The organism is Citrobacter sp. RHBSTW-01044 (assembly GCF_013781945.1).
Classification (GTDB): domain Bacteria; phylum Pseudomonadota; class Gammaproteobacteria; order Enterobacterales; family Enterobacteriaceae; genus Citrobacter; species Citrobacter braakii.
Window position 1 is genome coordinate 3475312 of sequence record NZ_CP056180.1, and the last position, 12758, is coordinate 3488069.

The window sequence follows — 12758 nt, forward strand, 5'->3', positions numbered from 1 at the left end:
CATGCGCCTGCTCCCTGAACACGCCACCCAACACGCGGTTTCGATTCCCGAGCTGCTCGCCAGCCGGGATGAGAGACAAGCAAGGCAACATGCCTGGCTGACGCGTCATCACGCGCCACTGGTCTCGTTTACCGTGGTCGCACCGGGTCCGATTAAAGACAGCGCATTAACCCGTTGCATCTTTAATCACGGCGTAACCGCCCTGCTCGCGCTGGCGGAAAAATCCACCTGGATTGTCAGGGAGCAAACGGCGCTGGTTTCTGCCAGCGGTCCGGAAGGTCTTTTGTCTATTGAGGCCCCGGCCCACGATCTCAAGCTCGCCACGATTGAACTTGAGCATTCACATCCGCTGGGACGGTTATGGGACATCGATGTCCTGACCCCTGAAAGGGAAATTCTGTCCCGGCGTCATTTCGCACTCCCTGCCCGCCGCTGTCTGCTGTGCGGGCAAAGCGCTGCCGAATGCGCGCGGGGTAAAACCCACGCGCTTTCCGACTTACTCTCTCAGATGGAGGCTCTGCTGCATGATGCCGATTCCCGCAACATCAACCAATAACGCAGTCCTTCCTCTGGATCTGCCTGACGCTTACGCAACGCTTGCGTGGCGGGCCATGTTGACTGAAGTCAACCTGTCGCCCAAACCGGGTCTGGTGGATCGTATTAACAACGGCGCACATAAAGATATGGCGCTGGAAGATTTTCATCGCAGCGCTGAGGCAATTCAGGCCTGGCTGCCGCGTTTTATTGAATATGGGGCGTTTAGCGCACAGCTGTCGCCTGAAGATGTGTTGAAAGGACTGCGCCCACTGGGTATGGCCTGCGAAGCCGATATGTTTCGCGCCACCGAGGGGGTAAACACCCATAAAGGGAGCATCTTTTCACTGGGGCTGCTGTGTGCCGCCATTGGCCGCCTGCACCAGCTCCAACTGACTGTTACCGCTGAAACCCTTTGCTCTACGGCAGCAACATTTTGCCGTGGCCTGACCGAGCGCGAACTGCGCCAGAACAATCAACAACTCACGGCTGGCCAACGTCTTTATCAACAACTGGGATTAACCGGCGCACGGGGCGAAGCCGAAGCGGGATACCCGCTAGTCATCCAGCATGCCCTGCCGCACTACCGCGCACTGCTGACTCAGGGCCGCGATCCTGAACTAGCGCTACTCGACACGTTATTGCTGCTGATGTCTATCAATGGCGACACCAACGTGGCTTCACGTGGCGGCGCAGAAGGTCTGCGCTGGCTACAGCAGCAGGCCACAACTCTATTGCAGCAAGGGGGGATTCGCACCCCTGCCGATCTCGAATACCTGCGCCAGTTCGACCAACAGTGCATTGAACGCAACCTCAGCCCAGGAGGCTGCGCCGATCTGCTGATCGTCACCTGGTTCTTAGCTCAGATTTCACAAGTTCATCATTATCACAATTAAAGATCCTTTCCGGAGAATCACACACATGTCTTTAGCAAAAGATAAAATATGGAAATTACTGGCCCCATTGGTCGTAATGGGCGTCATGTTTCTTATCCCTGTCCCTGATGGAATGCCCCCGCAGGCCTGGCACTATTTTGCCGTTTTCGTGGCAATGATTGTCGGGATGATCCTGGAGCCAATCCCGGCAACAGCGATAAGCTTTATCGCCGTAACGATCTGCGTCATCGGCAGCAACTATCTGCTGTTTGATGCTTCAGAGCTGGCAGACCCGGCGTTTAAAGCGGGTAAGCAAGCGCTGAAATGGGGTCTGGCAGGCTTCTCCAGCACTACCGTGTGGTTGGTGTTTGGCGCGTTTATCTTCGCGCTGGGCTATGAAGTCACCGGTCTGGGTCGTCGTATCGCGCTGTTCCTGGTAAAATTCATGGGTAAGCGCACCCTGACGCTGGGCTACGCGATTGTCATCATCGACATTCTGCTGGCGCCGTTTACACCGTCCAACACCGCGCGAACCGGTGGTACCGTATTCCCGGTTATCAAAAACCTGCCGCCGCTGTTTAAATCATTCCCGAACGATCCGTCCGCGCGCCGTATCGGCGGATATCTGATGTGGATGATGGTAATCAGTACCAGCCTGAGCTCCTCTATGTTCGTTACCGGTGCTGCACCTAACGTGCTGGGTCTGGAATTCGTCAATAAAATTGCCGGTATTCAAATCAGCTGGTTGCAATGGTTCCTCAGCTTCCTGCCGGTTGGTATTATTTTGCTGATCGTTGCTCCGTGGCTGTCCTATGTTCTTTACAAGCCAGAAGTTACTCACAGTGCTGAAGTTGCCGCGTGGGCTGGTGATGAACTGAAAACCATGGGTAAACTGACGCGTAAAGAGCTGACCCTGATCGGTCTGGTTCTGCTCAGCCTGGGTCTGTGGGTCTTTGGCGGTAAACTGATTGATGCGACCGCTGTGGGTCTGCTGGCAGTCTCGCTGATGCTGGCGCTGCACGTTGTCCCGTGGAAAGACATCACCCGTTATAACAGCGCATGGAACACCCTGGTTAACCTCGCCACGCTGGTCGTTATGGCGAATGGTTTAACCCGTTCAGGCTTCATCGACTGGTTCGCCAACACGATGAGCTCGCACCTGGAAGGCTTCTCGCCTAACGCGACCGTCATCGTTCTGGTGCTGGTGTTCTATTTTGCTCACTACCTGTTTGCCAGCCTTTCCGCACACACCGCCACCATGCTGCCGGTTATTCTGGCCGTCGGCAAAGGCATCCCGGGCGTTCCGATGGAACACCTGTGTATCCTGCTGGTACTGTCCATCGGTATCATGGGCTGTCTGACTCCGTATGCAACTGGCCCTGGCGTTATTATCTACGGCTGCGGTTATGTGAAGTCCAAAGACTACTGGCGTCTGGGTGCTATCTTCGGCGTTATCTACATCTCTATGCTTTTGCTGGTCGGCTGGCCGATTCTGGCAATGTGGAGCTAATCATTCGGGTTCCCGCCTGATGAAAATGATGCCAGTCAGCTAAACCTGACTGGCATTTTTTATGATTAAATAGATGATATTCAGAATTGATATAAGTATCCGAAATCATCATGACATCAAGATGGCGTTATTCTTCGCTGCTGGCAGCACTTCTGCTCCCAGTTTCTGTAGCTCAGGCCGACGAACTTCAGGCAAAACAGTACGCTGATTTTGACAGCTACGTGCTGGCCCTCTCCTGGCAAACCGGATTTTGTCAGAGCCAACACGAGAGAAATCGTCAAGAGCCCGCCGAATGTCGTCTGCAAAAAGAGAGCGCGGACAAAGCAGATTTCCTGACCGTTCACGGTTTATGGCCCAGCCTGCCAAAATCCATCGCCGCCCGTGGAGTAGACAACCGCCGCTGGATGCGCTTTGGCTGCGCGACTCGCCCTATTCCCAACCTGCCTGAAGCGCGCGCCAGCCGTAAATGCGCGGCTCCCGAAACGGGCCTGTCGCTGGAAAGCGCGGCAAAACTCAGTGCCGTAATGCCCGGTGCCGGCGGGAGATCGTGTCTGGAACGTTACGAATATGCCAAACATGGCGCCTGTTTCGGTTTTGATCCCGACGCATACTTCGGCACGATGGTACGGATGAATAATGAGGTTAAGAACAGCGAGGCTGGCAAATTCCTCGCGGAAAACTACGGCAAAACCGTCAGCCGCAGCGCATTTGACGCCGCCGTCGCTAAAAGCTGGGGCAGAGAGAACGTTAAAGCCGTGAAGCTAAGCTGCCACGGCAATCCGGCCTATCTCACAGAAATCCAGTTGTCCCTGAAAGCCGACACCATTAACCAGGCGTTATCCGCACAGTCATTCTTACCGCAACCGCATCCGGGTAACTGCGGTAAACAGTTTATTATCGACAAAGTGGGATACTGAAAATAACGACCGGCGCGGCAAGCTGGCGTCGGTCCATATGGTTAGCGTTTTGAACGGGCATCCGGGCGAATTAAATCAAAGCGGTGTGTTTCACTGATCGAATAATACGCCGTTGGCCCGCCCGCACGCAGTACCGGTTTTGCTTTCGCCGTCTGGTAGATGTCGCCTTCCAGTAGCGTTTCATCAATATGAATACCCACCACTTCTCCCAGCACCAGCCAGGTTTCAACAGGCGAACCATCAGCGGTGGTCAGTTGCAGACTTTGCGATAAGCGACACTCAAAATTGACCGGGCTTTGCGCCACGCGCGGCACGCTGACTATCCGACTATCTGCCTTACTAAGCCCGGCGGCAAAAAACTCATCCTCGCCGTGAGGCAAGCTGGCTGACGTTTCGTTCATCGCGCTGGCCAGCTCAAGAGTCGTCAGATTCCAGACAAACTCACCGGTGTCGATAATATTCTGCACGCTATCTTTCCAGCCGCTACTGGCGAAACCGATAATCGGCGGATGATAATTAAAGCAGTTAAAGAAACTGTACGGTGCAAGGTTATGCCGACCGTCGCTGTCGCGGGAGGCAATCCAGCCAATAGGGCGCGGTCCAATGATGGCATTCAGCGGGTCATGCGGTAAACCGTGTCCTTGTGATGGTTGATAGAAATACATAGTGTTCTCTGTTGAAGTTAACATCAGCGCAGCACAAATTATGCTTCGCTCATCTCCCTGGAAAAAGAAGATCAGCGTAGAACAATCCGCTAAAGATTACGATTGAATAAAGTTGAGCAGATCGCCGTTGATCTGTTGTTTATGGGTAGTGCAAATGCCATGCGAACCGCCAACATACACCTTCAACTGCGCGTCCGGCAGTATTTCCGCCGCAACCTTTCCGCAGGTTTCAAACGGGACAATCTGATCGTCATCACCATGGATCACCAGCGTCGGGATAGTCATCTTTTTGAGATCCTCACGCAGGTCAGTTTCTGAAAACGCGTGAATACAGTCGTACAACGCTTTGATGGAACCTTGTAAGCCCTGTTCAACAAAGCTTTCACGAACGGCTTTCGACGCATTTACGTCCGGGCGGTTGTAGCCATAAAATGCAGCGGTCAGTTCATAGAAGAAAGCAGCGCGATCGTTTATCACTCCCTCACGGATGCCATCAAACACCTCTTTCGGCACACCATTTGGGTTAAAGTCGGTCTTGATCATAATGGGCGTCACCGCGCCGATTAACACCGCTTTGGCTACCCGCTGCGTTCCATGGCGACCAATGTACCTCGCCACTTCCCCGCCCCCGGTAGAGTGTCCAACATGTACGGCATCTTTAAGATTGAGATACGCGGTAAGTTCAGCCAGATCGTCAGCATACTGATCCATATTGTGACCATCCCAGGGTTGGGCTGAACGCCCATGCCCACGCCTGTCATGGGCGATCACCCGAAATCCTTTCGACCCAAGGAACAGCATCTGATCTTCAAACGCATCTGCCGTCAGCGGCCAGCCATGGCTAAAGACAATAGGCTGCCCACTTCCCCAATCTTTAAAATGCAAATAGCTGCCGTCTTTCAAGGTAAGTTTGTCGTACTGGCTCATGAGATCTCCTGTCGCGGAACACTGAGTTGTTTGACGCGCCCGCAGCGAGCGCTTAAAAAGCATAATGCAAATTGGAGAACGATCGCGTTTTTCGGCTAAAATCACACCATACGCAACAATATTGATGATTTGCCTGAATGTGAACTAAATCACTTCAAACCAGGGGTAAGTCTCAGTATCATCATAAAAGCTAAACCCTTGCCGCCTGACGGTGAGGGTTTTCTTTTGGGATTATTTACCTGCGCACCCGCAGTATCGACGACATGGAGTAACAAATGTCCAGACCAACTATCATCATTAACGACCTCGATGCGGAACGCATTGACCGCCTGTTGGAGCAACCTGCGTTTGCTGGTTTACCGATTGCCGACGCCCTGAACGCCGAGCTGGATCGTGCCCAAATGTGTTCACCAGAAACCATGCCGCACGATGTCGTGACCATGAACAGCCGCGTGAAATTCCGCAATCTGAGTGATGGCGAAGTCCGTGTGCGTACCCTGGTGTATCCGGCCAATATGACTGACAGCAGCACACAGCTTTCGGTAATGGCACCTGTTGGCGCGGCACTTCTGGGCCTGCGCGTTGGCGACACCATTCACTGGGAACTACCAGGCGGGACCTCAACACACCTCGAAGTCATCGAGCTTGAGTACCAACCTGAAGCTGCGGGCGACTACCTGCGCTAACTCTGTCTTATCAAAGCCACTCGCTTTATCTTACAGGGGATGCATCCGCATCCTCTTTCCGGTTAGCCCCCAACTCCTGACCCTCACCTTATCTCCTGTTCGCAAAACATAAATCTGTGTCGTGACTGACAGAATCATTTTTAATACTATGCTGATATGTGTTCATGTAATGACAAGGAGAATGTTTATGTACAACACAATCATAATGCCTGTTGATGTATTCGAAATGGAACTGAGCGACAAGGCTATTCGCCATGCAGAATTTCTGGCACAGGAAAACGGGGTTATCCATCTGCTGCATGTGCTGCCAGGCTCAGCAAGCTTAAGCCTGCACCGCTTTGCAGCCGATGTCCGTCGTTTTGAAGAGCATCTACAACACGAAGCGGAAACTCGTCTGCAAACGATGGTCGGTCACTTCAGCATCGATCCTTCCCGTATTAAACAACACGTCCGCTTTGGCAGCGTACGTGACGTCGTCAACGAGTTGGGTGAAGAGTTGAATGCGGATGTGGTCGTCATTGGATCGCGCAACCCATCAATCAGCACTCATCTGCTCGGCTCAAACGCTTCCAGCGTTGTTCGCCACGCTACTCTGCCAGTGCTGGTTGTACGTTAATAGCCTCTAATTTGCTAAAGAAAACCCCTGCCAGGTTAATGCCTGACAGGGGTTTTTATTGCCTGACGATCAGTACAAATGACCGATATTCACGATAGTACTAACCGTATCGCCAAAGAACGTCAGACGACCCAGGAATACGCCAACAAACAGCAGGACAAAGAGCGCTTTTGCACGACGCTCGCCCTGGCGGCTGAGGACAAAGGCCACCGCCAGACACACCAGACTTGCCAGATAAAGCGGCGACGTCAGCCAGGCATGTGCCGTCATCTGCATGATGGTGCCACCACTTAGCCAGATAATGGGCGCGGCAATCATGACCGCCATACAAACGACAATCCCCTGACGCAATGCGGCAACGGCAGGCGTGAGGTTAAGCAGCGGAATCGCCGCACAACCCATAACCCACACCGTGATGAAGAACAGCAGCATCGTCAGACCGTTGGCGATCGCCACCATCGCAGGGGCGGCATAGGTCATCCCCTGTACCGCCACCAGCGCGATCCCGAGAACAGAGGCCAGAACGGCCGGCGCTTTGTGCCCTTTTGCCAAAAACGTCACGCCCACCGCCGCGCCGTATAAAGTTGCGCCGAGAATCTCACGGCTCAGCCAGGCATGCTGGAGGTTAATCAGGGCATTGTAGGCGCGATCCGGATGCGCCAGGTGCAATACCGCCGCCACGGAAGCAGCCGCCAGAACCAGCCCGCTTACCAGCCAGTACAGGCGCTTGCTTTCCAGTTTCCCTTGCAGCGTGCGCAGCGTCAGAATGAGCGTTATACCAACCGACATCTGGCTCAATACGGTAAAAATAACCAGAGGGAATTCATACTTTTCCATTACTTGCCCTCCGGTTGCTTCGGTTGACGCGCGAGGATAAAACGCGTGCCAGGGTTAAGCTGCGGCATACGTGGGAATCCCGGCGGATACTGTACGGCATTGTTGGGGATCGGATCGGCATCCAGATCGATAAGCGTCAGGGCGCCTACCGGGCAGGCACTCACGCACGCCGGCTGCATACCGACATCGAGACGCTCGTAGCACATGCTGCATTTTTCCGCTTTTTTCATCTCTTCATTAAAGCGCGGCGCACCGTATGGGCAATTGCGGATACAGTTTTTGCATCCGATACAACGTTCCGGATTATGCACCACAACACCATCCTCGCGTTTGGTGTACGCCTCTACCGGACAAGCCGCCAGGCAGGCCGGATTTTCGCAGTGGTTACAGGCCAGCGAGTAGAACGCTCGCTCCTCATGCGGGTAAATTTCTTTATCCAGCGGGTAGACATAGCGCCAGAAACGTTCAGGCTCCAGCTGATTAAAACTCTTACACGCCATCGCACAGCCACGGCAGCCGATGCACTTATCGCTATTGACTAAAAACGCGCGTCTCATGCCGCAGCTCCTTCATTTTCTGACAGAGTAATATCTACAAATTGACTGTGAATGGCCGCACCGGGCGCGCCTGTCGCCATTTTTCCCATATCGGCGGGAGTATCTTTGACCACATTCTGTACGTTGTAACTAAGCTTGTTGAACCAGGATTCGTACATCACAAGAAAATCTTCCGGCACATTAGTGGTAATTTTGGCTCGCAACTCAACATGGCCCACCTCGTTGAAGACTTTGACGTGAGCGCCCTCAGTGATGCCCTTTTTCTGTGCAGCAAGCGGGTGGATATAAACAAAGGGTTCTGGCCAGAAAACCTGCATCCAGTCCAGATTGACAAACTGCGAGTGCAGACCGTACTGAAGATGAGGTGTAAACAGGTGGAACGGCAGCGCACCCTGTGCACCCGCTTTATATTCCGGCAAAGCCGTGTGACCATTTTCCGCACAACGTTCTGATTTGAACTCGTACTTGCCTGACGGCGTTTTGAACTTGCGATCGTACCAGGCCGCGGTGCTGACCATTTTTGCTTTGCGTGGTCCTTCCAGCAGGTCATCCCAGCCCGCAATGCCAAACTGTTTCCCCATCCCCTCATTAAATTCCTGATCCAACCAGCGTTTAGCATCACACGCCTGCGGGAAGGTACATGAACCGGGTTCCAGTTTATTGATGGTTTTGGACAGCAGCGCCGCGATTTCCGGATCGCTCTTGCACTCATACAGCGGTTTGATAGCCGGCTCGTTGACGGATAACCAGTAGTGCCAATAAGACGAAGAGACATCCCATTGTTCAAAGGTGGTAGTGACAGGCAGCACGATATCCGCATGTTGGACGGTTTCGTTGAAGAACTGGTCGACACAAACCACCATTTCCAGTTTATCAAACGCTTTGATCATCTTGTTGCGGTCGAAATCCTGAGCAAACGGGTTTTTAGAGGCCACCCACAGCATCCGTACCGGTGGTTCACTGGCGTCCAGAATCCCTTGCGCCGTCTGGTTGATATTCAGCGCACGATCGGAGTATTCGCTCTTCTCACCGCTATCGCTGACAAACTCACCCACCGGACCACCTGCGCCTTTTATTCCGACAGAACCTGCAGGAGGCTTCTGCATCATTCCATGGTAGTTATAACCCCATGTCTGCAGATGACCGTAGCGGGCACCGCCGCCCTCAATACCAATATTGCCGGTCATTGCCACAAAGGCATCGATCGCCCGTACGTTAGCGCCGCCGTTAACATGGCGCTGCATGCCGTAGCCAATCCACACGGTGGCAGGATTAACCGCCGTAAACTCTTCCGCTAACTGGCGAATGACATCCGCCGACAGACCGCAAATTTCAGCGGCCCACTCGACGGTCACACTGCTGCGCAGATAAGCTTCGAATTCCGGGTATCCGTGGGAATAGTTATTGACGAAATCCTGATCAACTAAACCTTTATCCACCAGGTGACGCGCCATGCCCAGCGCCAGAGCGCCATCTGAGCCTGGGCGAACACGTAAATAAAGATCGGCTTTCGCGGCGGTCTGCGTTAACAGCGGATCGATAACGACAACTTTTGCGCCTTTCTCCCGCGCCTGATAGATGTATTTCATAGTGTGCATAGAGCACCAGGCCGGATTCGCGCCCCAGATGATGATATATTTTGCTTTTACAAAATCTTCCGGGTCGTTACACCACATATCCCCCATATCATAGTTCTGGGCGTCGATACCGGCTGGCCAGCAAGGTGTCCCGGCAAAACGGGTGGTGTAACCCAGCGAAGACATCATCCCTTCAACGGCATAACCCATCACCCCAAGGTTGCCTGAGTATTTTGACAGCGCCAGCCCCAGCATTGAGCCGTCTTTCTTTTTAATCTCCAGCATCTTGGTCGCAATGCGCTGCATTGCTTCGTCCCAGGAGATACGACGCCAGTTACCGCTGCCGCGAACATCCTGAACCATCGGATATTTAATGCGATCCGGGCTATACACCCGGCGAGGATAAGTCAGACCTTTTACACAGGGTGTTCCATGCGTAAACGTTGACTCAGGCGCGCCTTCCACAAAGGTAATGACGTCATCCTTCACCCAGGTTTTCAGGCTACAGGTGTCATAGCAGTTACGCGGACAGGCGTTGCGAGAAATTTTGTAAGTTTTAGGGTTAAACGGAATTGGCGGTTGCGCCAATGCGCAGCGTGAAGTCAGCAACCCCCCAGGCAGGGCAGCCACGGTTCCAAGGGCAACTAACCCTTTCAAAAATGAACGTCTGTTCAGAACTCCCGGTTCATTACTCATATTGATACTCTCGTGTTTAATTCATCAAGCCAAGAAGACAACCTTCCCGCTACGGTTTTCAGCGTGGCGGTGTGTGCATTTATATTTATTTTTTCGATATACTCGGGCACCCACAGCGCTATATATTCACTTACATACTGAGTGAGGGCGACCTGGTATTTAGCTGATGTTCTGGCATTAGCCGATAATAAAACCGCCAATTCCAATACATATGAAATATGATCATCCGGTATATTATTTTTGTGGTTTATAGATAAACCTATATTTGCCATGAATTCCCGAATGCTCAAAGTTGATTTACCCATTACGAGGGCATCTTCTTCGAGATAAACCGAAGCGAACGGCGCAGCCTTTAACGTCTGTGGCCCGACAAATAGCGCATTGAAGTCGTACTCCGCGTCCAACCACTCCTGTTCTGTAAGCGTCGAGGCATGTGTTTCCAGAGCTGAATAAGCCGCTTTCAGCGTGTGACTATCGTGAGAAATAAAAAAATCACGCAACAATAACCCTGTCGATTCAAAGGTCGTCAGGGTTTCATATATTTCACCCATGAATTAACCAACCATTTATTCATAAAACAAATGAAAACGTAATGCAGGTTGATATAATAAAGAAAACGCCTCATCTTTCTTTGATGAAACTAATGGTCAGACTCATTAAATGAATGTGTTATGCGGTTTATTGTTTCAAGAATTGACAATCTGAAAGCGTGGAAATAAAAAACCGCCAGCGGATGGCTGACGGTTTTGGCATTGCAGGTGTGTCTTACTTTTTTTATGCTACTGTCGTGCGAATCAGATAATCAAACGAACTCAATGAGGCCTTCGCGCCTTCACCGGTCGCGATGATGATCTGCTTATATGGTACGGTGGTGCAGTCACCAGCGGCGAAAACCCCCTTCACGCTGGTTTCGCACTTGGCATCGATGATGATTTCACCCATGCGATTACGCTCGACGGCACCTTCCAGCCAGTTGGTGTTTGGCAGCAGACCTATCTGTACAAAGATACCCGCCAGTTCCACACTGTGAACGTCGCCACTCACGCGGTCACGATACTCCAGGCCGGTGACTTTGCTGCCATCGCCTTTCACTTCTGTCGTTTGCGCATTCAGAATAATATCGACGTTTTTCAGACTGCGAAGCTTATTCTGCAGCACCTGATCAGCCTTCATTTCAGGTGCGAACTCCAGCAGCGTCACATGTTCAACAATGCCTGCCAGGTCAATAGCAGCTTCAACACCGGAGTTGCCGCCACCAATCACCGCAACGCGCTTGCCTTTGAACAGCGGGCCATCGCAGTGCGGGCAGTAGGTTACGCCTTTGGTGCGATACTGATCTTCACCCGGAACGTTCATGTTGCGCCATTTCGCACCGGTGGCAATGATAATGCTGCGTGCTTTCAGCACCGCGCCGGATGCCGTTTCAATCTGATGTAAACCGCCTTCCTGCGCCGCCGGAACCAGTTTACTTGCGCTCTGGCTGTCGATCACATCAACATCATAGTCATCAACGTGTGCTTTCAGCGCGCCCGCCAGTTTCTGGCCTTCGGTTTTCGGTACCGAGATGTAGTTTTCAATATCAACGGTATCAAGAACCTGACCGCCAAAACGTTCGCCCATCAGACCGGTGCGAATACCTTTACGTGCAGAGTACACTGCCGCTGCCGCCCCCGCAGGACCGGAACCGACAATCAGCACGTCATAAGCATCACGTTTGTTCAGCTCTTGTGCCGCACGTTTTTCTGCGCCGCTATCTACTTTCGCCACGATCTCAGTCAGCGTCATACGCCCCTGACCGAACTCTTTGCCGTTCATATACACCGCCGGAACGCCCATCACGTTGCGATCGGTAATTTCGTTCTGGAATGTACCGCCGTCAATCGCCGTATGCTTGATGCGTGGATTCAGTACCGACATCAGGTTCAGCGCCTGTACCACGTCCGGACAGTTATGACAGGAAAGCGAATAATAGGTTTCAAACTCAAAATCACCGTCAAGATCGCGGATCTGCTCCAGCAACGCCTGCGCCTCTTTTGACGGATGACCACCGGTCCACAGCAGCGCCAGCACCAGGGAGGTAAACTCATGGCCCAGCGGAGAACCGGCAAAGCGCGGCCCCTGGTGAGAACCTGGATTGGTGATCAGGAACGATGGCTTGCGTACCGCCAGAGTATTGTCTTCTTTAAAGGTGACTTTTTCTGACAGTTCAGCAATTTCAGTCAGCAGTTCCTTGATTTCTGCCGATTTAGCGCTGTCATCCAGCGTAGCAATCAGCTCAACAGGTTTGGTCAGTTTCTCAAGATAAGCCTTGAGCTGGGTTTTCATATTTGTGTCGAGCATTCTTCTTCCCTCTCTGAAAAC

13 protein-coding genes are annotated in these 12758 nt (G+C 52.5%); 6 read left to right on the forward strand and 7 right to left on the reverse strand.

The features are described from left to right. The first annotated feature begins 1 nt into the window (after position 1). From citX to rna, 4 genes are all read left to right on the forward strand, one after another. Positions 2–556, forward strand: coding sequence for a citrate lyase holo-[acyl-carrier protein] synthase (gene citX / locus HV352_RS16970; RefSeq protein ID WP_181634916.1), 555 nt, complete (start codon positions 2–4; stop codon positions 554–556). After that, positions 525–1430 carry a triphosphoribosyl-dephospho-CoA synthase CitG gene (citG, locus tag HV352_RS16975; RefSeq protein WP_016152220.1) on the forward strand — a complete coding sequence of 302 codons (906 nt, stop codon included), beginning with the start codon at positions 525–527 and terminating at the stop codon, positions 1428–1430. Before citX ends, citG begins: the two co-directional genes overlap by 32 nt. A gap of 25 nt (positions 1431–1455) precedes the next feature. Continuing rightward, complete coding sequence (citT, locus tag HV352_RS16980; RefSeq protein WP_016152219.1) at positions 1456–2919, forward strand: citrate/succinate antiporter CitT; 1464 nt, start codon at positions 1456–1458, stop codon at positions 2917–2919. 110 nt (positions 2920–3029) lie between these two features. Continuing rightward, the gene (gene rna / locus HV352_RS16985; RefSeq protein ID WP_181634917.1) at positions 3030–3836 is read left to right on the forward strand and encodes a ribonuclease I; all 807 of its coding nucleotides are present in this window, start codon (positions 3030–3032) and stop codon (positions 3834–3836) included. Between the two features lie 41 nt (positions 3837–3877). Here rna and HV352_RS16990 read toward each other — a convergent pair whose 3' ends face one another. Further along, positions 3878–4501, reverse strand: coding sequence for a flavin reductase family protein (locus tag HV352_RS16990; protein ID WP_181634918.1), 624 nt, complete (start codon positions 4499–4501; stop codon positions 3878–3880). A gap of 96 nt (positions 4502–4597) precedes the next feature. After that, positions 4598–5428, reverse strand: coding sequence for an alpha/beta hydrolase (locus HV352_RS16995; RefSeq protein ID WP_181634919.1), 831 nt, complete (start codon positions 5426–5428; stop codon positions 4598–4600). Positions 5429–5703: 275 nt separating this feature from the next. Here HV352_RS16995 and rnk point away from each other — a divergent pair, with 275 nt between their 5' ends. Then, complete coding sequence (rnk, locus tag HV352_RS17000; protein ID WP_005120853.1) at positions 5704–6114, forward strand: nucleoside diphosphate kinase regulator; 411 nt, start codon at positions 5704–5706, stop codon at positions 6112–6114. A 187-nt stretch (positions 6115–6301) separates the two neighbouring features. Beyond that, entirely contained in the window at positions 6302–6730 is a 429-nt protein-coding gene (uspG, locus tag HV352_RS17005) for a universal stress protein UspG (RefSeq protein ID WP_016152215.1), read from the forward strand. A 69-nt stretch (positions 6731–6799) separates the two neighbouring features. Here uspG and HV352_RS17010 read toward each other — a convergent pair whose 3' ends face one another. From HV352_RS17010 to ahpF, 5 genes are all read right to left on the reverse strand, one after another. Further along, the gene (locus HV352_RS17010; RefSeq protein ID WP_049269767.1) at positions 6800–7567 is read right to left on the reverse strand and encodes a DmsC/YnfH family molybdoenzyme membrane anchor subunit; all 768 of its coding nucleotides are present in this window, start codon (positions 7565–7567) and stop codon (positions 6800–6802) included. Beyond that, on the reverse strand, positions 7567–8124 hold the full coding sequence (locus HV352_RS17015; RefSeq protein ID WP_049269768.1) for a 4Fe-4S dicluster domain-containing protein: 558 nt from the start codon (positions 8122–8124) through the stop codon (positions 7567–7569). Before HV352_RS17015 ends, HV352_RS17010 begins: the two co-directional genes overlap by 1 nt. Then, positions 8121–10397, reverse strand: a complete 2277-nt coding sequence (locus tag HV352_RS17020; RefSeq protein ID WP_181634920.1) for a molybdopterin-dependent oxidoreductase — start codon at positions 10395–10397, stop codon at positions 8121–8123. The genes HV352_RS17015 and HV352_RS17020 overlap by 4 nt, the downstream gene beginning before the upstream one ends. Next, positions 10394–10948, reverse strand: coding sequence for a molecular chaperone TorD family protein (locus tag HV352_RS17025; RefSeq protein ID WP_181634921.1), 555 nt, complete (start codon positions 10946–10948; stop codon positions 10394–10396). Before HV352_RS17025 ends, HV352_RS17020 begins: the two co-directional genes overlap by 4 nt. 223 nt (positions 10949–11171) lie before the next feature. Next, complete coding sequence (ahpF, locus tag HV352_RS17030; RefSeq protein WP_016152210.1) at positions 11172–12737, reverse strand: alkyl hydroperoxide reductase subunit F; 1566 nt, start codon at positions 12735–12737, stop codon at positions 11172–11174. Positions 12738–12758 lie beyond the last annotated feature (21 nt).

Coding starts and splice junctions, on each gene's coding strand:
- citX (WP_181634916.1), top strand. CDS start 2: ATGCGCCTGCTCCCTGAACACGCCACCCAACACGCGGTTTCGATTCCC.
- citG (WP_016152220.1), top strand. CDS start 525: ATGATGCCGATTCCCGCAACATCAACCAATAACGCAGTCCTTCCTCTG.
- citT (WP_016152219.1), top strand. CDS start 1,456: ATGTCTTTAGCAAAAGATAAAATATGGAAATTACTGGCCCCATTGGTC.
- rna (WP_181634917.1), top strand. CDS start 3,030: ATGACATCAAGATGGCGTTATTCTTCGCTGCTGGCAGCACTTCTGCTC.
- HV352_RS16990 (WP_181634918.1), bottom strand. CDS start 4,501: ATGTATTTCTATCAACCATCACAAGGACACGGTTTACCGCATGACCCG.
- HV352_RS16995 (WP_181634919.1), bottom strand. CDS start 5,428: ATGAGCCAGTACGACAAACTTACCTTGAAAGACGGCAGCTATTTGCAT.
- rnk (WP_005120853.1), top strand. CDS start 5,704: ATGTCCAGACCAACTATCATCATTAACGACCTCGATGCGGAACGCATT.
- uspG (WP_016152215.1), top strand. CDS start 6,302: ATGTACAACACAATCATAATGCCTGTTGATGTATTCGAAATGGAACTG.
- HV352_RS17010 (WP_049269767.1), bottom strand. CDS start 7,567: ATGGAAAAGTATGAATTCCCTCTGGTTATTTTTACCGTATTGAGCCAG.
- HV352_RS17015 (WP_049269768.1), bottom strand. CDS start 8,124: ATGAGACGCGCGTTTTTAGTCAATAGCGATAAGTGCATCGGCTGCCGT.
- HV352_RS17020 (WP_181634920.1), bottom strand. CDS start 10,397: ATGAGTAATGAACCGGGAGTTCTGAACAGACGTTCATTTTTGAAAGGG.
- HV352_RS17025 (WP_181634921.1), bottom strand. CDS start 10,948: ATGGGTGAAATATATGAAACCCTGACGACCTTTGAATCGACAGGGTTA.
- ahpF (WP_016152210.1), bottom strand. CDS start 12,737: ATGCTCGACACAAATATGAAAACCCAGCTCAAGGCTTATCTTGAGAAA.